Origin of the sequence: Azoarcus sp. CIB, from assembly GCF_001190925.1 — a bacterium.
Lineage (GTDB): Bacteria > Pseudomonadota > Gammaproteobacteria > Burkholderiales > Rhodocyclaceae > Aromatoleum.
The window spans coordinates 4,749,989-4,771,198 of sequence record NZ_CP011072.1; the positions used below are offsets into that span (position 1 = coordinate 4,749,989).

The following is a 21,210-nucleotide window of genomic DNA, read 5'->3' on the forward strand; positions in this document are numbered from 1 at the left end:
CCTGCAGCACACTCCGAGCCTCCTCCCGCACCCAACCGGCAGCGGCACGGCCCGTGTCGTGCAGGTGGTGATTCGCATGAGCCTCATCGCCGAACTCCTGCCCCCCTCGAACGTGGTCATCGATCTGGACGCCAGCAGCAAGAAGCGCGTCTTCGAACAAGCCGGACTCCTGTTCGAAAACAACCAGAGCATCGCCCGCAGCGTCGTCTTCGACAGCCTTTTTTCGCGCGAGCGCCTCGGCTCGACCGGGCTGGGCCAGGGCATCGCGATTCCGCACGGCCGCATCAAGGGCCTGAAGGAAGCCGCCGGCGCCTTCTTGCGCCTGTCCGCCCCGGTGCAATTCGACGCTCCCGACGGCCGCCCCGTCACGATGCTGTTCGTGCTGCTGGTGCCCGAACAGGCCAACGAAACCCACCTGCAATTGCTGTCCGAGCTCGCGCAGATGTTCAGCGACCGCGACTTCCGCGACCAGTTGCAGAACGCGCCCGACACCGCGGCAATCCATTCGCTGTTCGCCTCCTGGGGTCCGCATGCGGCAGACCAGCGTCGCGCGGCTGTATGACCTGCACCGCGAGCAGCTGGAGCTGACGCACGTCAGCGGCCGGCTCGACCGGATCATTTCGGTCAACGAAGAACGCATCTGGCCGGCCGACCTTGTCGGCCACCTCAACCTGATCCATCCGACGCGCATCCAGATCCTGGGCGCCGCCGAACTCTCCTGGGCGCAGCGCCATGCGGCCGAGAAGGTCGCCCACCACCTCACCGAGATCATCAGCGCGCGCCCCCCGGCCATCATCGTCGCCGACGGCTGCAACATCCCGGACATCCTGCGCGGCATCTGCGAGTACGCCGACGTCGCCCTGATCACGACGCCGCAGCCTTCCGCGAGCGTGATCGACCAGCTGCGCCTCTACATGTCGCGCGAACTGGCCGAAAAGATCTCGCTGCACGGCGTGTTCATGGACGTGCTGGGCATCGGCGTGTTCATCACCGGCAGTTCCGGCGCCGGCAAGTCCGAGCTCGCGCTGGAACTCATCTCGCGCGGCCACGGCCTCGTTGCCGACGACATCGTCGAGTTCTCGCGCATCGCGCCGACGGTGCTCGAAGGGCGTTGCCCGGAGATGCTCAAGGACTTCATCGAGGTGCGCGGCCTGGGCATCCTCAACATCCGCACGATCTTCGGCGAAACCGCGTGCCGGCGGAAGATGCGCCTGCGCCTGATCGTGCATCTGGAACGCCGCCTGCCGGGCCAGTCCGACCCCTCGCGCCTGCCGGTGCAGCGCGAGACGCAGGACATCCTCGGCGTGCCGGTGATCCGCACCACCCTGCCGGTCGCGGCCGGACGCAACATCGCGGTGCTGCTCGAAGCCGCCGTGCGCTCGACGATCCTGCAGCTGCGCGGCATCGATTCGACGCAGGAATTCATCGACCGCCAGCAGCGCTTGCTCGACGCAGACGGCGAAACCCTCTGATCGCCCGCCGCCGGCAGAGCGCTTGCCGCACTGCCGCATCGGCTGATACGCTCAGGGTCTTTGCGCCTCCCCGCGAAGGCTCCCTGATGACTGCCGCAACACCGGATTACCTGGAAAAGATCCTCAATGCCCGCGTCTACGACGTGGCCGAGGAAACACCGCTGGACCTCGCCACGAACCTCTCGGAACGCGTGCATAACCGCATTTTCCTGAAGCGCGAGGACATGCAGCCGGTGTTCAGCTTCAAGCTGCGCGGCGCGTACAACAAGATGGCGCACCTGTCGCCGCAAGCCCTCAAGCGCGGCGTGATCTGCGCCTCGGCCGGCAACCATGCGCAGGGCGTCGCGCTCTCCGCCCAGCGCATGGGGGTGCGCGCGGTGATCGTGATGCCGACCTCGACGCCGCAGATCAAGGTCGATGCGGTCAGGTCGCGCGGCGGTGAGGTGGTGCTCGCGGGCGACTCGTACTCCGACGCCTACGCCCACGCGGTCGAACTGGAGAAGACCGAGAAGCTGACCTTCGTCCATCCCTACGACGACCCGGACGTGATCGCCGGCCAGGGCACGATCGGCATGGAGATCCTGAGGGCGCACCCGGATCCGATCCACGCCGTGTTCTGCGCGGTCGGCGGCGGCGGCCTGATCGCCGGCGTCGCGACCTATATCAAGCGCCTGCGCCCGGACACAAAGATCATCGGCGTGGAGACCGTGGACGCCGACGCGATGACCCGCTCGCTCGCCGAAGGCCGACGCGTCGTGCTCGACCAGGTCGGGCTGTTCGCCGACGGCACCGCGGTGAAGCAGGTCGGCGAGGAAACTTTCCGCCTGTGCCAGCAACACGTCGACGAAATGATCCTGGTCGACAACGACGCGATCTGCGCGGCGCTGAAGGACGTATTCGAGGACACCCGCTCCATTCTCGAACCCTCGGGCGCGCTCGCGGTGGCCGGCGCGAAGGAATACGCGAAGCGCCACAACCTGCACGGCAAGAGCCTCGTCGCGGTGGCGTCCGGCGCCAACATGAACTTCGACCGCCTGCGCTTCGTCGCCGAGCGTGCCGAGGTCGGCGAGCAGCGCGAGGCGGTGTTCGCGGTGACGATCCCGGAGCGCCCGGGCTCCTTCCGCAAGTTCTGCAGCCTGATCGGCAACCGCCACATCACCGAGTTCAACTACCGTTACGCCGACCCGCAGCGCGCGCACATCTTCGTCGGCGTGGCGGTGCATAACCGCGCCGAGGCCACGCGCGTCGTCGAGATGCTGGAACGCCATGAACTGCCGGCAGTGGACCTGACCGACGACGAGATGGCGAAGAGCCACATCCGGCATATGGTCGGCGGGCACGCGCCGCACGTGAACAACGAGCTGATCTACCGCTTCGAATTCCCCGAGCGCCCGGGCGCGCTGATGAATTTCCTCACCAGCCTGCATTCGGACTGGAACATCAGCCTGTTCCACTACCGCAACCACGGCGCCGATTTCGGCCGCGTGCTGGTGGGCATGCAAGTGCCGCCCGAGGACAAGGGAGCCTTCCAGGACTTCCTCGACCGGCTCGGCTACGAATACGCGGACGAGTCTGCCAACCCGGCCTACCGCATGTTCCTCGGCTGAGCGGGGAAAGCGCCGGCCTCGGTGACGATCCAGTCCATCGGGCGGTCGTGCGGCTGCGGCCAGACGTCGTCGACGCGCGCGAATTCGAAGCCCAGCCCCACCGCGACGGGATTCATCACCGCCAGCGTGCGGTCGAAGTATCCGCCTCCGTAGCCGACGCGGTAGCCCGCGGCATCGAAGGCGTTGCACGGCACGAGGATCAGGTCGGGGGCGACGGGCTCGCCTTCGGCAGGATGGGGAATGCCGTGCCGGTCGAGCGGCATTTCCATGCCGGGAATCCAGCGGCGGAACACCATCGGGCCGGCCTGGTGCGGCACCACCGGCAGCACCGCGACACGCGACGCGTCCGCGGCCAGCCAGTGTGCGACCCAGGCGCGCAGGTCGGGTTCGCCGCGGTAGGGCCAGCAGAAGCCGAGCGTCTTCGGCGCCAGACGGGCGACGAGCTCGCTCAGATGGGCTTCGAAATGGCGCATCAGGGCGGCGCGATGCGTGGCCGTCAGCGCCTGGCGCGCGGCGATGGTGCGGGCACGCAGGGCCCGGCGCTGTTCGGTGGGATCGGCGGAATCCGTTCCGGGGGCAGGATGGGCGGAAATCACTGTGGTATGGTCTGGCTGATCGAAAGGGGATGGTAAGGGATGGCAAAGGGTTTGTGGGCCGCGCTGGCACTTACGCTGGCGAGCCTGACGCAGGGCGCCTACGGGCAGATCGGAGACGACCGCATTCTGGCGGCGCGCGAGGCGCTGCGCACCGGTGACCGCGCAACACTGGAGCGCCTCGCCGCGGAACGCGAGCCGCATGTGCTCGACCCGTACGTACGCTACTGGCGGCTGACGAGCCTCCTCGCCCGCCCGGAAGCGCCACCGGCCGACGAGCTCAAGGAATTCCTGCTGCGCGAACCGGACAGCCTGCTCGCCGAGCGGCTGCGCGGCGACTGGCTGCGGCGCATGGCGCGCGAACAGGACTGGAGCGGCTTCCTGCAGGTCTATGCGGACCTGCGCGAACCGGACGCCGAGCTGCGCTGCCTGCAGCGCAACGCGCGACTGGAGTCCGGCGACATGAGCGTGCTGGAGGAAGTGCGCGCACGCTGGATGGAACTCGCGGACAACCATAACGCCTGCGAACCGGCGTTCCGCACGCTGGCGCTGGCCGGCCACATCGGCAGCGACGAGCTGTGGTGGCGGGCGCGCCGCCAGATCGACAGCCGCAGCCCGTCGAACGCGCGCACGACGCTGTCGTGGATGAAGGCCGGGGAAGCCCCCTCTTTCGCCGACTTCGACCGCATGATGAAGAGCCCGTCGGCCTGGATCGACCACCTGCCGACAAATTTCGCCGTCTCGCGCGCCGGGCGCGAGTTGGCCCTCGCCGCGCTCGTGCGCATCGCGCGCGAGGACGTGTCGTCCGCCTACGCGCGTTTCGCGCGCATCGAGGAGCGGCTGGGCGCCGAAGAGCGCGCCTACATCCATGCGACGCTGGGTCACCACGGATCGCTGCAGGGCTCGCCGGGCGCAGCGCGCTGGTTCCGGGCCGCCGGCAAGGTGCCGATGAGCGCGGAGCAGCGCGCGTGGCGCGTGCGCGCCGAACTGCGCGTCGAGGACTGGCGCGGCGTGCAGGCGGCGATCGAGGGCCTCGCCGCAACCGAGCAGACGCAACCCGAATGGACCTACTGGCTCGGCCGCGCGCTCGCCGCACAGAACCGCCCCGTGGAGGCCGCGGCCCTGTACCAACGCGTCGCCGGACAGCCCAGCTTCTACGGCATCCTCGCCGGCGAGGAGTTGGGCACCGCCTTCGCCGCACCCTCGCGCAGCGGCACCGTCACGGCGGAGGACATCGCGCGCGCCGATGGCGACCCCGGGCTGCGCCGCGCGCTCGCGCTGTACCGGCTGGAGATGCGCACCGAGGGCATGCGCGAATGGAACTGGTCGCTGCGCCGCCGCGACGAGGGCTTCCTGATCGCCGCGGCGCGGCTCGCGCTGCGCAACGAGATCTACGACCGCGCAATCAACACCGCCGAACGCACCGACCCCCAGGCCAACTACGACCTGCGCTTCCTCACGCCCTACCGCCAACTCATCGAGCCGCAGGTGCACCAGCAGGGCCTCGATATGGCTTGGGTATATGGCCTGATGCGTCAGGAAAGCCGCTTCATCGCACCGGCACGCTCGAGCGCCGGCGCCCAGGGTCTGATGCAGGTGATGCCGGCCACGGGCAAATGGGTGGCGCGCAAGATCGGCCTCGCCGGCTATCACCAAGGCATGCTGACCGACCCCGACACCAACGTGCTGCTGGGTACCAGCTACATGCGCCTGATCCTCGAGGATCTCGACGACCATCCGGTGCTGGCGTCCGCCGGCTACAATGCGGGACCGGGTCGCGCGCGCAAATGGCGCGACGAACGCCCGCTCGAAGGCGCGATCTATGCAGAGACGATCCCCTTCGACGAAACGCGCGATTATGTGAAAAAGGTGATGGCCAATGCGGTCATCTATGCCGCGATGCTGGAAGCGAAGCCGCAGTCGCTGAAGGCCCGTCTTGGCACGATCTCACCACGGCTGACGGCGGAACCCTAGGGATCCGTCCGGCCTGCGCAAGGAGGCTGCAGCATGAAACTGGAACGCGTCGTACTCGTCGGCGGCACCGGGTTTGTGGGTCGCGTCGTTGCGAACCGCCTGTCGCGCGAGGGCATAACCGTGCGGATCCCGACGCGGCGCTACATCCATGCGGGCGAGCTGCTGGTGCTGCCGACCGTGGATGTCATCGAAGCCGACATCCATGACCCGGCGACGCTGGAGCGTCTCTTCGCCGGCGCCGACGCCGTCGTAAACCTCGTCGGCATCCTGCACTCGCGCCCGGGCCGGCCCTACGGCCCCGACTTCGCACGCGCCCACGTCGAGCTGCCGCGCAAGATCGTCGCGGCGTGCCGGGCGGCCGGCGTCGCCCGCCTCGTGCACATCAGCGCGCTCGGCGCGGCGGCGGACGGCCCGTCGGAATACCAGCGCTCGAAGGCGGCCGGCGAGGAAGCGATCCGCGCGGCCGGCAGTACCAACAGCTCGCCGGCGTGGACGATCCTGCGCCCGTCGGTGATCTTCGGCCGCGAGGACAGCTTCCTCAACATGTTCGTGCGCCTCGCGCATCTTTTCCCCGTCCTGCCGCTCGCGGGCGCGCATGCGCGCTTCCAACCGGTGCACGTCGAGGACGTCGCCGAGGTCGTGTGGCGCAGCCTCACGGAGCCGTCGGCACGCGGCCAGACCTACGAGGTGGCGGGACCGAAGGTCTACACGCTGCGCGAACTGGTCGAATACGTCAGCGCGCTTTCCGGCCGGCCGCGCCCGGTGATCCCGCTGCCCGAGGGCCTCGCGCTGCTGCAGGCGCGGATGATGGAACTCGCGCCGCAACCGCTGATGAGCCGCGACAACGTGCGCTCGATGCGCGTCGACAACGTCGCCGGCGGCGCCCCCCTGCCCTTCGGCATGACGCCGGCGGGGCTCGAGGCGCTCGCGCCGACCTGGATCGGCGATGGACATCTGCGCGCCCGCTACTACCCGATGCGCAGCCGCGCGCGCCGCCCGCGCCATGGCTGACCTTTTTCCCCCTGCTGCAGAAAACGGAGACGACCGCATGAAGCTCATCATCGGCAACAAGAACTACTCGTCCTGGTCCCTGCGCCCCTGGATGGCCGCGCGCGCCAGCGGACAGATCTTCGAGGAGATCCGCATTCCGCTCTTCATCGAAGGCAGCCGCGAACGCATCCTGCAGCACTCGCCCTCGGGCAAGGTGCCGTGCCTGATCGACCACGGCCTCGCGGTGTGGGATTCGCTGGCGATCTGCGAGTATCTGGCCGAGAAGGCTCCCGCCCTGTGGCCGACCGACCCGGCAGCGCGCGCGGTCGCACGTGCGGTCAGCGCCGAGATGCACTCCAGCTTCCAGGACCTGCGCCAGCACATGACGATGAACATCCGCAAGGACTACGCCGGCAAGGGCCACACCCCCGCCGTCGATGCCAACATCGCGCGCATCGAGGCGATCTGGAACGACTGCCGGGAGCGCTTCGGCGCACGGGCGAATCCGGCCGGCCCCTATCTCTTCGGCGCATTCACGATCGCGGACGCGATGTATGCCCCGGTGTGCTTCCGCTTCAAAACCTACGGCGTGCAGCCCGCCGGCGCGGCTGGCGAGTATCTCGCGGCGATGCTCGCGCATCCGGCGATGAAGGAATGGGAGGCGGCGGCGCTCGCGGAGACCGAATCCATTCCTGGCGAGGACCTGTACGGCTGATGCGCTGCTACGTCGTCGGCGGCGCCGTGCGCGACCGCCTGCTTGGCCTGCCGGTGCAGGACCGCGACTGGGTGGTGGTCGGCGCGACGCCCGAGGAGATGCTCGCGCGCGGTTTCCGCCCGGTCGGCAAGGACTTCCCCGTCTTCCTGCACCCGCAGACCAACGAGGAATACGCCCTCGCGCGCACCGAACGCAAGAGCGGGCGCGGCTACACCGGCTTCGTCGTGCATGCCTCGCCCGACGTCACGCTGGAGGACGACCTGCTGCGGCGCGACCTGACGATCAACGCGATCGCCGCGGACGAGGACGGCACGCTGATCGACCCCTATGGAGGCCAGGCCGATCTCGCCGCGCGCATCTTCCGCCACGTGAGCCCCGCGTTTGCCGAGGATCCGGTGCGCATCCTGCGGGTCGCGCGCTTCGCCGCGCGCTTCGGCGACTTCGGCGTGGAGCCGGAGACGCTGGCGCTGATGCGCGCGATGGTGGGCGACGGCGAGGTCGACCACCTCGTCCCCGAGCGGGTGTGGCAGGAGCTCGCGCGCGGGCTGATGGAAGCGCGCCCCTCGCGCATGCTGCGCGTACTGCGCGACTGCGGCGCGCTGGCGCGCATCCTGCCAGAAGTCGAGCGCCTGTTCGGCGTACCGCAACCGGTCGAACACCACCCGGAGGTCGACACCGGCGAGCATGTGCTGCTGGTGCTCGACCACGCGGCGAAGACCCGGCAGCCGCTCGCCGTGCGCTGGGCCTGCCTGATGCACGACCTCGGCAAGGGCGACACGCCCGCCGACATCCTGCCGCACCACTACGGCCACGAAGCGAAGAGCGCGACCCGCGCGCGCGCGGTGTCGGAGCGCCTGCGCGCGCCGGTCGAGTGCCGCGACCTCGCGGTGATCTTCGCGCGCGAGCACGGGATTCTTCACCAGGTCGAAAAGCTGCGCCCGGAAACCGTCGTCAAGGTGCTGGAGACGGTCGACGCCCTGCGCCGGCCCGAGCGCTTCGCCCTGCTGCTGGAAGCCGCGGCCTGCGACTATCACGGCCGTCCCGGCCGCGAGGCGCCTTACCTCCGCGCGGAGCGCTGGCGTGCGGGGCTGGCCGCGATCCAGGGTGTGGATGCGGGCGCGATCGCGCGTGCCTGCGACGACAAGTCGCAGATCCCGCAGCGCGTGCATGCGGCGCGCGTCGCCGCGGTGAAGGCACTGGGCGGGCGGACTGCCGCCGCTGCGGGCTGAATTCGCGCACCGCGGCACATCATTTGTCGCCGGCCCCGCTCACAGCGCCCGCAGGATTGCCCATGCCGCCAGCGACAGAAGGATGGTGCTGGTAAACGGCAGATGAAAGGCGCGGCCGAAGAGGCGAAAATGCAGGTCTCCGGGCAGGTGACCGAAGCGCAGCCGGGTCAGCCCCGGGCGGAACAGGCCGATAACCAGTACCATCAGCACGATCACGACGAGCCACTTCAACACGCCCTGCTCCGGCAAATAAACGAACATTATCAACCCGCCAAGCAATTACGTGATGTCAGGTTGAGGACTGCACGGTCGCTCCCTCCCCTTGAAGGGGGAGGAACAAGGAGTCCGAGCAGCCTTCATATTGCACGCGCAGCCGGGCCGGGCCAGCCCTCCACAAGATGACGCCAGGAATGAACGACTTCACTTCTCCCACGATACCCCCAGCGACTCCCGTCGCACCGGAACTCCGCACATGAACACCAACCGTTTCGGCGACCTCGAAGTCCTCGCCTGCAGCCCGTCGGGCAAGCCGGCGTTCGCGACGCCCCTGCTCTTCATCCACGGCGCCTACACCGGCGCATGGTGCTGGGCCGAGCACTTCCTGCCCTATTTCGCCGACGCCGGCTACACCTGCTACGCCGTGTCGCTGTCAGGGCACGGCGGCAGCCGGCGGCGCGCGGTGCTCGACACGCTGTCGATCGACGACTACGTGCGCGACGTCGCCGAGGTCGTCTCCCGCCTGCCCGCGACGCCGGTGCTGATCGGCCACTCGATGGGCGGCATGGTCGTGCAGAAGTACCTCGAACGCGCCGGCGCACCCGCCGCGGTGCTGCTGTGCTCGGTGCCGCCGCAGGGGCTCATGGGTTCGGCGATCGGGCTGATGTTCAACAAGCCCAGCCTGGTCAACGACCTCAACAGCATGCTCAACGGCGGACATCCCGAGCCGGAGGGCCTGCGCGAAGCCCTCTTCCACCAGCCCGTCGACGACGACGCGCTGATGCGCTACTACCGCCAGTGCCAGCCGGAATCGCATCGCGCGATCTGGGACATGACGCTGTTCAACCTCCCGCAGCCGGGACGCATGCACCGCCCGCCGATGCTGATCCTGGGCGCGGAGCACGACCACCTCATCCCGCCCGCGCAGGTGTCCATGACCGCCGCGATCTATGGCGAGCCCGCGCACATCTTTCCCGGCCTGGGACACGGCGTAATGCTGGAACGCGACTGGCGCCCGGTGGCCGACCACATCGCGGCGTGGCTTCCGACACAAATTGTTTGATCGCCCACTGGAAATCGTCATCATTCCCATTCATGATGGAAGCGAGGGTGCGAGGAGGCACCCCCGACAGCCCCGCCACGGAACGTGATTCCGCGCCGTGCCGGAGTTGAAAACAAAGCGCAGGTCCGCACATACGGAGCAAGGGCTTCAGGAATCGGACGCGGCTGCCGATAGTTCACCCAGGTAGCCGGATCACCCGAGCACGCAGCGGAGGCCAAAATGGTGACGATCATGGACATGACGACGGGCAAGGCCATCGGGGAGCCGACGGAAGAGTACGGCGACGAGGTGCTCAACGCGAACTGGCTGCCGCCGCAGCCGGAAGTCGCGGCCGGGCTGCAGGAAGTCGAGCACGCCGCGCACGACGCGCAGAAGCCGCCGATCGACGTCGAGCATTTCCTCGAAGCGGTGTACCGCTACCAGGAATGAACGACCCGGGTGTGCGCGCGAGGCCGCGCCGCACCGCCGGTCCGCGCGCAATGACGCGCGCCTGACACCCGCGCCGGGGAGCGCGGGCGGTGCACTGTGTGCCGCTACAGCGCGTGCAGGCGATCGCCGCGCATGAAGCCCAGCAGCGGCTCGCCGATGCCGCGTCCCACCGCGAGCACCTTGAACAGCTCCCCCATCTCCTGCGGCGTCGTCAGGCGCTGCACCGCGCGCGCCGCGCGGATGTAGTCCGCGCTCTCCTCCGGCCCGCGCCGCGCGAGACATTCCAGCACCCCGCAGTTGAACAGGAAGGCCGCTTGGTTCGTGTAGCCCATCACGTCCAGCCCGGCGTCGAACGACGCTTCCGCAACCGCGGTGAAATCGACGAAGGCGGTGATGTCGTTGAGCCCCGGCCACAGAAAGGGGTCAGGATGCGCGTTGTGGCGGTAGTAGCACAGCAGCGTCCCGCTCGAACGCGAAGGCAGGTAGTACTCGGCGCGCGGATAGCCGTAGTCGATCAGCAGCAGCGCACCGCATTCCAGCCGCGCGGCCCACTCGCCGATCCACGCGCGCGCCGCGAGGTTGATCTCGGTGACGTACTCGGCGCTGTCCGAGCGCGGCAGCTCGAGCGCGGCCGCTGCTTCGGCGACCGCGCCGGCGGCGGGCGAATCGGCCCAGCGCAGGATGCCCTCCTCGTCGACCGCGACGCCGCGCTCGAAAAGCGCATCGCCGCGCGTGGCGACCACATGCACCGGCATCACATCGAGCACCTCGTTCGCGACGACGGCGCCGGCGAAGCGCTCGGGCAGCGTATCGAGCCACTTCACGCGCGCCGCCAGATGCGGCACCTTCGCCGCCAGCGTGTCGAACTGGCGCTCGCGCAGCTCCCCCGAGACCTCGAGAATGCCGTAGCTTTCCGGCGCACAGCCGCGGCGCTCGAGTTCGAGCAGCAGGTCCGCGGCCAGCAGCCCCGTGCCGGCACCGACCTCGATCACATGGGGCGCGGACGCGCGCATCACCTGCTCGACCTGCGCCGCGAGCGCCTGGCCGAACAGCGGCGTGAGCTCCGGCGAGGTGATGAAGTCGCCGCCGGGACCGAACTTTCGCGCTCCGCCGCTGTAATACCCGAGACCCGGCGCGTACAGCGCGAGCTCCATGTAGCGCGAGAACGGGATCCATCCGCCGGCTTCGGCGATGGCAGAAGTGATCGTGCGGAGCAGGCGCGTACTCTGTTCGAGGGCGTCGGCGGAGGGTGCGGGCAGGGACATGGGCGACGGGCAGCGGAAAACGCGTATTCTAACCCCCGCCGCACGGCCGGCCCCGCGCGCGGCCACGGACGATCACGCATACAAGAATGAATCACGGACCACCCCAACGATGGACATGCAGGACACTCCCGTCATCCTCATCACCGGCGCCGCGCGGCGCGTCGGCGCCGAAATCGCGCGCACGCTGCACGCCGCGGGCGCAAACGTCGTGCTGCATTACCGCAGTTCGGCCGGCGACGCCGACGCGCTCGCCGACGCACTGAACCGTGTACGCCCCGGATCGGCCTGGACGGCGCATGCCGACCTCAGGGACGACGGCGCCCCCGAGGCGCTGGCCGACGCGGTGCTGACGCGCCACGGCCGCCTCGACGCGCTGGTGAACAACGCGTCGAGCTTCTTCCCGACGCCGCTCGGCACGATAGATGCCACCGCGTGGAGCGACCTGATCGGCTCCAACCTGAAGGGGCCGCTATTCCTGTCGCAGGCCCTCGCCCCGGCGCTGCGCAAGGCACGCGGCGCGATCGTGAATATCGTCGACATCCACGCCGAGCGCCCCCTGCGCCACTACCCGCTGTACTGCGCCGCCAAGGCCGGGCTGCTGGGCCTGACGAAGGCGCTTGCGGTGGAGCTTGCCCCGGAGGTGCGCGTGAACGGCGTGTCGCCGGGCGCCGTGGACTGGCCCGAGAACGGCCAGATCGCCCCCGCGGAGCAGGACGCGATCGTGCGTCACACGCTGCTCGGCCGCGCCGGCAGCCCCGCAGACATCGCCCGCACCGTGCGCTTCCTGGTGTTCGACGCGACCTACGTCACCGGTCAGATCCTCGCCGTCGACGGTGGGCGCAGCGCGCATCTCTGATCCACTGCGCCGAAAGGTATAATTCCGCTCGTTTTTCTTGCAGGACTCCCGCCGTGAACGCCCCCGCCGCTGCCGCCGAGGCAGCACCCCCGCCCCCGCACGCCAACTCCGCCGCTGCGGACGACAGCCGTTTCTCCAACACCTTCCTGCGCCTGAAGAAGAAGCTCGAGCGCGGCGTCGGCAAGGCGATCGGCGACTTCAACATGATCGGCGAAGGCGACACCGTGCTGGTGTGCGTGTCGGGCGGCAAGGACTCCTACACGCTGCTGTCCTGCCTGATGGCGCTGCGCGAGCGCGCACCGGTGAATTTCCGCATCGTCGCGATGAACCTGGACCAGAAGCAGCCGGGCTTTCCCGCCGACGTGCTGCCGGCCTACTTCGAGTCGATCGGCATCGAGTACCGCATCGTCACCGAGGACACCTACTCGATCGTCAGGGACAAGATCCCCGAGGGCAAGACCACCTGCTCGCTGTGTTCGCGCCTGCGTCGCGGCATCATCTACCGCGTTGCCAAGGAGATCGGCGCGACGCGCATCGCGCTCGGGCACCACCGCGACGACATGATCGAGACGCTGTTCCTCAACATGTTCTTCGGCGGCAAGCTGAAATCCATGCCGCCCAAGCTCGTCAGCGACAACGGCGAGCACGTCGTGATCCGCCCGCTGGCCTACTGCACCGAGGCCGAGATCGCCCGCTTCGCGCGCACGATGGACTTCCCCATCATCCCGTGCAATCTGTGCGGCTCCCAGGAAAACGCGCAGAGGAAGCAGATCAAGACCATGCTGCAGGGCTGGGCGCGCGAGTTCCCGGGGCGCATCGAGTCGATCGCGACGGCGATGAGCCAGGTCGTGCCCTCGCACCTCGCGGACAGTGCGCTGTTCGATTTCCCCAATCTCACGCGCGACACGCCGGTCGCCGAGGGCGACATCGCCTTCGACCGCCCCGAACTGCCGTCGCAGAGCCGTGTCATTCCCATCGTGAGTGAATTCACGGACGAGGACTGAGCGTTCATGCCGGTGGCTTGCGTCGCCGGCGCCATTTGACGATCATTTCCAGATTCCGCGATTTCCCCTTCAGCATCGCCCGGCAGCACCCCCCGGCCGGCCCGCAACTGCAACGGAACCCCGGTCATGACCCAGCCGAACAACGTCTGCGTCCTCGTCGCCGAAATACCCGGAGCCGACCGTATCGCCGACGCCCTCGACGCTGCCGAGGCACGGCGCGCGCTGGAGCGCTGCATGCACCGCATCGACCTCGCGATCGAAGCCAACGGCGGTACGGCGCAGCGGCGCGGCGCGGCCCGCGTCTGCGCGACATTTCCGCGCGGCGACGAGGCCGTGCTCTCCGCTTGCGAGATGTTCGACCGCGTGCAGAGCCTGCCCCCGCTGCGCGGCCTGCGCATGACGATCTGCGTCGGCCTGCACTGCGGCGCCGGTGCCGACGAAGCCGAACTCGGCGCCACGCGTCTGGCGGAAACGGCCAAGCCTGGGCACGCGCTCGCAAGCGAGGCCGTCGTCATGCAACTTTCGCCCACCGGGCGGCAGTTCGTCGCCGCCTCGCCCTCGCACAACCCCGCCCTCGCCGGCCTGGGCTGGACCGCCTTCGCGGTGGCGCGCCAGCCCGCCACCGCCGCCTCGGTTCCGGTCGACCGACGGATCGAGCAGCGTGTGCGCATCCGCCACGGCCAGAACACCCTGTTCGTGGATGAAACGCGCCCGGTCGTGCTTCTCGGACGCGAACTCGGCAACGACGTCGTGATCGCGGACCCGCGCGCGTCGCGCCAGCATGCCCGTATCGAACGCCGCCGCGAGGGTTTCGTGCTGATCGACCAGAGCACCAACGGCACCTTCCTCGCCGACGACAGCGGCAACGAGAGCTGTATCAAGGGCGCCGAACTCGTGCTCGCGGGCAGCGGGCGCATCGGCTGCGGCTTCTCGGCGAACGAGGTCGAGCGCGAGCTGGTGTTCATCGACATCGTCTGATGCGCCACGCCGAAATGGATGTAACGCCCGACGGGACGGGATGCGGTCTCGCGGGAACGGAGGTGTGGGAGCGGCATCGCGGATGAGCGTCCTGTCGCTGCTCGACCCCGGCCCCGACGCCGGGCTGGTCGCCCTCTTCGTGTCGAGCTTCCTCTCCGCGACGCTGCTGCCGGGCGGCTCGGAGCTGGTGCTCGCCGGCGTGCTGAGCCTGCGCCCGGAACAGCTCGTGCCCGCCCTGACGCTCGCGACGCTCGGCAACACACTGGGCGGCATGAGCACCTGGGGCCTTGCGCGCCTGCTGCCCCGGCGCGCCGACACCACCCGCCTCGACTGGGTGCGCCGGCATGGCGCACCAGTGCTGCTGCTCTCCTGGGCGCCCGTCGTCGGCGACGCGCTGTGCGCCGCCGCCGGCTGGCTGCGCCTGCCGTGGCTGCCCTGCCTGCTGTGGATGGGCGTGGGCAAGCTGCTACGCTACGCGCTCATCGCCTTTTCCGTCACCTGATCGCCTTCCTGCCCCCATGAACATTCAGCGCCTGGGCACCACCGCCCGCTATTCCGACATCGTCATCCACAACGGCACCGCGTGGATCGTCGAGGTCCCCGCCACCGACGACGCCGACGCCGCGACACAGACCGGCGAGATCCTCGCGAGCCTCGACACGCTGCTGGCCCGCGCCGGAAGCAGCCGCGAACGCCTGCTGTCGGCGACGATCTACCTCATCGACATGGCCGACTACGATGCCATGAACGCGGTGTGGGACGCCTGGCTGCCCCCCGGCACGGCCCCGTCGCGCGCCTGCGTGCAGGTCGCGGGGCTCGCCCGCCCGGGCTGGCGCGTGGAGATCGCGGTCGTCGCTGCCAGCGCGCGCGCCGACTGAACTTTCGCCCCCGCAGCTGTCCGACAACAGTCTCAACCTGCAGAAAAATCAAGACCCTACGCGCCTCAAGGACTTAAAGCGCGCGTCTATTGCACTGCAGTAAGTTACAATTTGCGGTTCACTGCCGTCCGGTACCGGAACATCTCATGACCCAACGCCTGCGCGAGATTCCCTATAACTACACCTCGTTCTCCGACCGCGAGATCGTCATCCGCCTGCTCGGCGCCGACGCGTGGCAGACGCTCAATGCGCTGCGCGAAGAGCGCGTCACCGGACGCTCGGCGCGCATGCTGTATGAGGTGCTCGGCGACATCTGGGTCGTGCAGCGCAACCCCTACCTGCAGGACGACCTGCTGGGCAACCCGGAACGGCGCAAGGCGCTGATCGAGGCGCTGCGCCACCGCCTCACCGAGGTCGAGAAGCGCCGCGAGGAAAGCGCATCCGCGGACGCGGACCGCAGCGACAACGTGGCACGCCTCGTCACTGCGGCGCACGGTGCGGTGGATCGCTTCGCCGCTTTCTTCCACGACACCGGCGCGCTGCGCAGGCAGACGCTCAAGGCGCTCGTCCGCCACACCCGGCGCGACAACATCTGCTTCGATGGACACGCGCGCGTCTCTCACGTCACCGATGCGACCGACTGGCGCGTCGAGTACCCCTTCGTGGTCCTGTATCCCGATACCGAAGAGGAGATGGCCCCGCTCGTGAAGAGCTGTATCGAGCTCGGGCTCACGATCATTCCGCGCGGCGGCGGCACCGGCTACACCGGCGGCGCCGTGCCGCTGGATGCGCGCTCGGTGGTCATCAACACTGAAAAGCTGATCGACCTCGGCAAGGTCGAGGAAATGCTGCTGCCCGACCGCAGCGGCAATCCCGCCCAGCCCTACATGACGATCCGCACCGGCGCGGGCGTCGTCACCGAGCGCGTGGCGGAATCGGCCGCCGCGGCCGGCCGCGTGTTCGCCGTCGACCCGACCTCGGCCAGCGCCTCGTGCATCGGCGGCAACATCGCGATGAACGCTGGCGGCAAGAAGGCCGTGCTGTGGGGCACCGCGCTCGACAACCTGGCGTGGTGGAAGATGGTCACGCCGGACGGCAACTGGCTGGAGGTCGAGCGTCTCGACCACAATTTCGGCAAGATCCACGAGCAGGAAACCGTGCGCTTCCGCCTGCGCCGCTTCGATGCCGCGAACTACGCGCTGCTCGGCGAGGAGACCCTGACGCTGCCGGGCGCCTCGTGCCGCAAGGCCGGCCTCGGCAAGGACGTCACCGACAAGTTCCTCGGCGGCGTACCGGGCGTGCAGAAGGAAGGCACGGACGGCCTGATCGTCGCCGCGCGCTGGGTGCTGCACAAGATGCCGCCGGTGACGCGCACGGTCTGTCTCGAATTCTTCGGCCAGGTGCGCGAGGCCGTGCCGGCGATCGTCGAGATCACCGACTGGTTCAAGCCCGGCGCCGAAGGCCACCGCCTGGGCGTGCAGCTCGCGGGCCTCGAGCACCTCGACGAGCGCTACGTGAAGGCCGTCGGCTACACGACCAAGGCGAAGCGCCACGGCCGGCCGAAGATGGTGCTGATCGGCGACATCGTCGGCCACGACGAGGCCGCCGTGATGGCCGCGGCCTCGGAGGTCGTGCGCATGTGCAACGTGCGTGGCGCCGAAGGCTTCATCGCCGTCAGCCCCGAGCAGAGGAAGCGCTTCTGGCTAGACCGCTCGCGCACCGCGGCGATCTCGCGCCACACCAACGCGTTCAAGGTGAACGAGGACGTCGTGATCCCGCTGCCGCGCATGGGCGACTACTGCGACGGCATCGAGCGCATCAACATCGAGCTGTCCACGCACAACAAGCTGGAGCTGTGCGACGCGCTCACCGAACTCCTGCAGGGCGAGCTGCCGCTCGACCAGGGCGACGCGAACCTCTCCAGCGACGAGCTGATCGGCGACCGCCGCCAGGCCGCGCTCGACTACGTCGCCAGCGTGCGCCGGCGCTGGCAGTGGCTGCTCGACAATCTCGACCTACCGCTCGCGCAGGCCGAGGCCGCCTTTGGCGAGTACGGCGTGCATGCCGGCGAGCTGACGAACCGCGCGGCGAGCCCGAGGCTCTTCCACCGTCTGCAGGACTACTCGGTGCGCACCTCGTGGAAAACCGAGATCAAGCCGCGCCTCGACAAGATCTTCGACGGCGTGGTGTTCCGTGCCGTACTCGCGCGCATCGAGGAAGTGCACAAGGAAGTGCTGCGCGGCCGCGTTTTCGTCGCGCTGCACATGCATGCCGGCGACGGCAACGTGCACACCAACATCCCGGTGAACTCCGACCACTATGAGATGCTGCAGAGCGCCAACCGCGCGGTCGACCGCATCATGGCGCTGGCACGCTCGCTCGACGGCGTGATCTCGGGCGAGCACGGCATCGGCATCACCAAGCTCGACTACCTCACCGACGAGGAGATGGCAAACTTCTGGGCCTACAAGCAGAAGGTCGACCCCGAAGGCCGCTTCAACCGCGGCAAGCTGATGCGCGGCGCCGGCACGCTCACCGGCAACCTCGACAACGCCTACACGCCCAGCTTCAACCTGATGGGCCACGAATCGCTGATCATGGAGCAGACCGAGATCGGCGACATCGCGCACGACATCAAGGACTGCCTGCGCTGCGGCAAGTGCAAGCCGGTGTGCTCGACGCACGTGCCGCGCGCGAACCTGCTCTACAGCCCGCGCAACAAGATCCTCAGCACCTCGCTGCTGATCGAGGCCTTCCTGTACGAGGAGCAGACGCGCCGCGGCGTGTCGCTCGCGCACTGGGCGGAGTTCGAGGACGTCGCCGACCACTGCACGGTGTGCCACAAGTGCGAGAAGCCCTGCCCGGTGGATATCGACTTCGGCGACGTGTCGATCAAGATGCGCAACCTGCTGCGCAAGCAGGGCAAGAAGAGCTTCAACCCCGGCAAGGCCGCGGCGATGGCCTTCCTCACCGCGAAGGATCCGGCGACGATCAAGCTGATCCGCACCGGCATGCTCCAGTGGGGCTACAAGGTGCAGCGCCTCGGCCACCGCATCGGCAAGTCGCTGGGCCTGATCCAGTCCCAGGTGAAGCAGCCGCCCGCGACCCTCGGCAAGCCGCCGCTCAAGGCACAGGTGATCCACTTCATCAACAAGCCGATGCCCGGCAACCTGCCCAAGCGCACCAGCCGCGCGCTGCTCGACATCGAGGACGACAAGGTCATCCCGGTGATCCGCAACCCGCAGCTCAAGCGCGACGAGTCGGAGGCGGTGTTCTACTTCCCCGGCTGCGGCTCGGAGCGGCTGTTCAGCCAGGTCGGCCTCGCCACCCAGGCGATGCTGTACCAGGTCGGCGCGACCACGGTGCTGCCGCCCGGCTACCTGTGCTGCGGGTACCCGCAGACCTCGGCCGGCGAGGACGACAAGGGCCAGCAGATCACGACCGACAACCGCGTGCTGTTCCACCGCGTCGCCAACACGCTGAACTACCTCGACATCAAGACCGTGATCGTGTCCTGCGGCACCTGCATGGACCAGCTGCTGAAGTACCAGTTCGACAAGATCTTCCCCGGCTGCCGCCTGCTCGACATCCACGAGTACCTGATGGAGAAGGGCGTGAAGCTCGAAGGCCTCAGCGGCACCAAGTACATGTACCACGAGCCCTGCCACACGCCGATGAAGGTGCATTCGGGCATCAAGGTCGCGAACGAGCTGATGGGCACGCGCGTCGACCTGAGCGACCGCTGCTGCGGCGAATCGGGCACGCTGGCGGCCGCGCGCCCGGACATTTCGACCCAGGTGCGCTTCCGCAAGCAGCAGGAGATCGAGATCGGCGCCGCGGCGCTGCGCGACGGCGGCCACGACCCGGTCAAGATCCTGACCTCGTGCCCGTCCTGCCTGCAGGGTTTGAGCCGCTATGCGAACGACGCGGGCGGCGTGGATGCCGACTACATCGTCATCGAGATCGCCCGGCACGTGCTCGGCGAGAACTGGATGCCGGAGTACGTGCAGCGCGCCAACAGCGGCGGCATCGAGCGGGTGCTGCTGTAAGCGGCACGCGAGACGGCCCGGCGTCCCGCCGCGGGAGCATTCCCGCGGCGCCTCGCCCGGCGCGCGACGCAAGCCTGCATGACCGATCTTCGGCGATGGACCCCAACGGCGCAGCGCTCGCCCCCGCGTCCCGCAACGTCACCACCCTGACCGGGCTGTGGCCCTTCCTGCGCCCGTATCGCGCGCGCCTGACGCTCGCGTTCGTGCTGCTGTGCCTCGGCTCGGCGATCATGCTGCTGATGCCGCTGGCCTTCCGCGACCTGATCGACTTCGGCTTCCGGCGTGCCCCACCGCTCGCCGAAGGCCTGTTCGGCGGAGCGGACCTCGATGCCCATTTCCTCGCCCTGTTCGGCCTTGCCAGCGCGTGGGCGCTCGTCGTGTCGGCGCGCTACTACACGGTGACGTGGATCGGCGAGCGTGCCACGGCCGACCTGCGCTCCGCGGTCTATGCGCGCGTGCTGGCGCAGTCGCCCCAGTTCTTCGAGACCCTGCAGACCGGCGAAGTGCTGTCGCGCCTGTCCGGTGACACGACGCTGATCCAGACCGTGGTCGGCAGTTCCGTGTCGATGGGGCTGCGCAGCCTGTTCCAGTTCGTCGGCGGGATGGTCATGCTGGCCATCACCAGCCTCCACCTCTTCTCGCTGAATCTCGGCCTGCTGGCCCTGCTGGCCCTGCCGATCGCCGTCATCGGGCGCAAGGTCAAGCGGCTCTCGCGCGAATCGCAGGACCGCATCGCCGACGCCTCGGCGCTGGCGGGCGAGATCCTCAACGCGATGCCCACGGTGCAGGCCTACACGCAGGAGCGCTACGAGGCGGGGCGCTTCGCAGGCGCGGCCGACACCGCCTTCGCCACCGCCGTCCGGCGCACGCGCGTGCGCGCCGCCCTGACCGCGCTGATCATCACGGCGGTGATGGGAAGCATCGTGTTCGTGCTGTGGGTCGGCGCGCAGCAGGTGCGCGCGGGCGACATGACCGAGGGCCAGCTCGCCTCCTTCGTCCTCTATGCCATGCTCGTGGCCGGCGGCGTCGGCACGATGGCCGAGGTCTGGGGCGACATCATGCGCGCCACGGGTGCCGCCGGCCGGCTTCTCGAGCTCCTCCATGCCGACACGGCCGTCCCCGAAGCCGCCCACCCGCGGACGCCGCACCAACCGACACAGGCGGCGCTGCGCTTCGAGCACCTCACCCTGCGCTACCCGGCCCGACCGCAGCTGCGTGCGCTGGACGACATCTGCCTCGAGGTCGCGCACGGCGAAAGCGTCGCGCTCGTCGGCCCCTCGGGCGCCGGCAAGACCAGCCTGTTCCAGGTGCTGCTGCGCTACTACGACGGCAGCGACGGCCACATCCGCCTCAACGGCCAGGACATCCGCGAACTCAGCCTGCACGGCCTTCGCCGCCACATCGCGATCGTGCCGCAGGACCCGGTGATCTTCTCCGCGACCGCGCTCGACAACATCCGCTACGGCCGCCCCGCGGCGAGCGACGCCGAGGTCATCGCCGCCGCGCGGGCCGCGCGCGTGGACGAATTCGTCGAACAGCTGCCCGAAGGCTACCGCAGCTTCCTCGGCGAACGCGGCACCCGCCTGTCCGGCGGCCAGCGCCAGCGCATCGCCATCGCGCGCGCAATCCTGAAAGGCGCCCCGCTGTTGCTGCTCGACGAAGCCACCAGCGCCCTCGACGCCGAATCGGAAATCCTCGTGCAGAAAGGCCTCGACAGCGCGATGCAGGGCCGCACCACGCTCATCATCGCCCATCGCCTGGCGACGGTGCAGAAGGTCGACCGCATCGTCGTGCTGGACCAGGGGCGCATCGTCGAAACCGGTACGCCGGCAGACCTCCGCCGCCAGGGCGGGCTTTACGCGCGACTGGCGGCGCTGCAGCTCGGCGTCTGA

General features: G+C 68.9%; 19 protein-coding genes. 16 read left to right on the forward strand and 3 right to left on the reverse strand.

Features of this window, described 5'->3' with window-relative positions; all coding sequences use genetic code 11:
* Positions 1-76 precede the first annotated feature (76 nt).
* The 3 genes from ptsN to ilvA all read left to right on the forward strand — a co-directional run bounded on the left by ptsN (position 77) and on the right by ilvA (position 3,079).
* A complete protein-coding gene (gene ptsN / locus AzCIB_RS21310) occupies positions 77-562 on the forward strand; it encodes a PTS IIA-like nitrogen regulatory protein PtsN (RefSeq protein ID WP_050418497.1) in 486 nt (161 codons plus the stop codon).
* Positions 531-1,472, forward strand: coding sequence for an HPr(Ser) kinase/phosphatase (hprK, locus tag AzCIB_RS21315; RefSeq protein WP_050417738.1), 942 nt, complete (start codon positions 531-533; stop codon positions 1,470-1,472). The genes ptsN and hprK overlap by 32 nt, the downstream gene beginning before the upstream one ends.
* A gap of 86 nt (positions 1,473-1,558) precedes the next feature.
* Positions 1,559-3,079 (forward strand): threonine ammonia-lyase, biosynthetic, encoded by a 1,521-nt coding sequence (ilvA, locus tag AzCIB_RS21320; RefSeq protein ID WP_050417739.1) that lies wholly within the window; start codon positions 1,559-1,561, stop codon positions 3,077-3,079.
* Here the strand turns inward: ilvA and AzCIB_RS21325 are convergent.
* The gene (locus tag AzCIB_RS21325) at positions 3,058-3,675 is read right to left on the reverse strand and encodes a 5-formyltetrahydrofolate cyclo-ligase (protein WP_083447086.1); all 618 of its coding nucleotides are present in this window, start codon (positions 3,673-3,675) and stop codon (positions 3,058-3,060) included. The two genes, ilvA and AzCIB_RS21325, sit on opposite strands and share 22 nt — an antisense overlap.
* A gap of 39 nt (positions 3,676-3,714) precedes the next feature.
* Here AzCIB_RS21325 and AzCIB_RS21330 point away from each other — a divergent pair, with 39 nt between their 5' ends.
* Genes AzCIB_RS21330 through AzCIB_RS21345 form a run of 4 tightly spaced genes read left to right on the forward strand, consistent with a single transcriptional unit; the run spans position 3,715 to position 8,580 of the window.
* The gene (locus AzCIB_RS21330; protein WP_050417740.1) at positions 3,715-5,646 is read left to right on the forward strand and encodes a lytic transglycosylase domain-containing protein; all 1,932 of its coding nucleotides are present in this window, start codon (positions 3,715-3,717) and stop codon (positions 5,644-5,646) included.
* 33 nt (positions 5,647-5,679) lie between these two features.
* On the forward strand, positions 5,680-6,657 hold the full coding sequence (locus tag AzCIB_RS21335) for a complex I NDUFA9 subunit family protein (protein WP_050417741.1): 978 nt from the start codon (positions 5,680-5,682) through the stop codon (positions 6,655-6,657).
* A gap of 37 nt (positions 6,658-6,694) precedes the next feature.
* Positions 6,695-7,351, forward strand: a complete 657-nt coding sequence (locus AzCIB_RS21340; protein ID WP_050417742.1) for a glutathione S-transferase family protein — start codon at positions 6,695-6,697, stop codon at positions 7,349-7,351.
* Positions 7,351-8,580, forward strand: coding sequence for a multifunctional CCA addition/repair protein (locus tag AzCIB_RS21345; protein WP_050417743.1), 1,230 nt, complete (start codon positions 7,351-7,353; stop codon positions 8,578-8,580). The genes AzCIB_RS21340 and AzCIB_RS21345 overlap by 1 nt, the downstream gene beginning before the upstream one ends.
* A gap of 39 nt (positions 8,581-8,619) precedes the next feature.
* Here the strand turns inward: AzCIB_RS21345 and AzCIB_RS21350 are convergent, their stop codons facing one another.
* The gene (locus AzCIB_RS21350) at positions 8,620-8,814 is read right to left on the reverse strand and encodes a DUF2905 domain-containing protein (RefSeq protein WP_050418499.1); all 195 of its coding nucleotides are present in this window, start codon (positions 8,812-8,814) and stop codon (positions 8,620-8,622) included.
* A 238-nt stretch (positions 8,815-9,052) separates the two neighbouring features.
* Between AzCIB_RS21350 and AzCIB_RS21355 the strand changes: the two genes are divergently transcribed.
* Positions 9,053-9,859, forward strand: a complete 807-nt coding sequence (locus AzCIB_RS21355; RefSeq protein ID WP_050417744.1) for an alpha/beta hydrolase — start codon at positions 9,053-9,055, stop codon at positions 9,857-9,859.
* 219 nt (positions 9,860-10,078) lie between these two features.
* Positions 10,079-10,288: a hypothetical protein gene (locus AzCIB_RS21360; protein ID WP_050417745.1), complete on the forward strand. Its 210-nt coding sequence runs from the start codon at positions 10,079-10,081 to the stop codon at positions 10,286-10,288.
* A gap of 104 nt (positions 10,289-10,392) precedes the next feature.
* On the opposite strand, the gene AzCIB_RS21365 is transcribed toward AzCIB_RS21360, so the two are convergent.
* Complete coding sequence (locus AzCIB_RS21365; protein WP_050417746.1) at positions 10,393-11,553, reverse strand: class I SAM-dependent methyltransferase; 1,161 nt, start codon at positions 11,551-11,553, stop codon at positions 10,393-10,395.
* Positions 11,554-11,662: 109 nt separating this feature from the next.
* Between AzCIB_RS21365 and AzCIB_RS21370 the strand changes: the two genes are divergently transcribed.
* The 7 genes from AzCIB_RS21370 (at position 11,663) to AzCIB_RS21400 (ending at position 21,210) form a co-directional block, all read left to right on the forward strand.
* Positions 11,663-12,409, forward strand: a complete 747-nt coding sequence (locus AzCIB_RS21370; RefSeq protein WP_198149577.1) for a pteridine reductase — start codon at positions 11,663-11,665, stop codon at positions 12,407-12,409.
* Positions 12,410-12,462: 53 nt separating this feature from the next.
* Complete coding sequence (gene ttcA / locus AzCIB_RS21375) at positions 12,463-13,413, forward strand: tRNA 2-thiocytidine(32) synthetase TtcA (RefSeq protein WP_050417747.1); 951 nt, start codon at positions 12,463-12,465, stop codon at positions 13,411-13,413.
* A gap of 126 nt (positions 13,414-13,539) precedes the next feature.
* On the forward strand, positions 13,540-14,391 hold the full coding sequence (locus AzCIB_RS21380) for an FHA domain-containing protein (protein ID WP_050417748.1): 852 nt from the start codon (positions 13,540-13,542) through the stop codon (positions 14,389-14,391).
* A gap of 82 nt (positions 14,392-14,473) precedes the next feature.
* Positions 14,474-14,893, forward strand: coding sequence for a YqaA family protein (locus AzCIB_RS21385; RefSeq protein ID WP_050417749.1), 420 nt, complete (start codon positions 14,474-14,476; stop codon positions 14,891-14,893).
* A gap of 16 nt (positions 14,894-14,909) precedes the next feature.
* Positions 14,910-15,269 carry a RidA family protein gene (locus tag AzCIB_RS21390; RefSeq protein WP_050417750.1) on the forward strand — a complete coding sequence of 120 codons (360 nt, stop codon included), beginning with the start codon at positions 14,910-14,912 and terminating at the stop codon, positions 15,267-15,269.
* 146 nt (positions 15,270-15,415) lie between these two features.
* The gene (locus AzCIB_RS21395; RefSeq protein ID WP_050417751.1) at positions 15,416-19,318 is read left to right on the forward strand and encodes a DUF3683 domain-containing protein; all 3,903 of its coding nucleotides are present in this window, start codon (positions 15,416-15,418) and stop codon (positions 19,316-19,318) included.
* Positions 19,319-19,413: 95 nt separating this feature from the next.
* Positions 19,414-21,210, forward strand: a complete 1,797-nt coding sequence (locus AzCIB_RS21400; protein ID WP_050417752.1) for an ABC transporter transmembrane domain-containing protein — start codon at positions 19,414-19,416, stop codon at positions 21,208-21,210.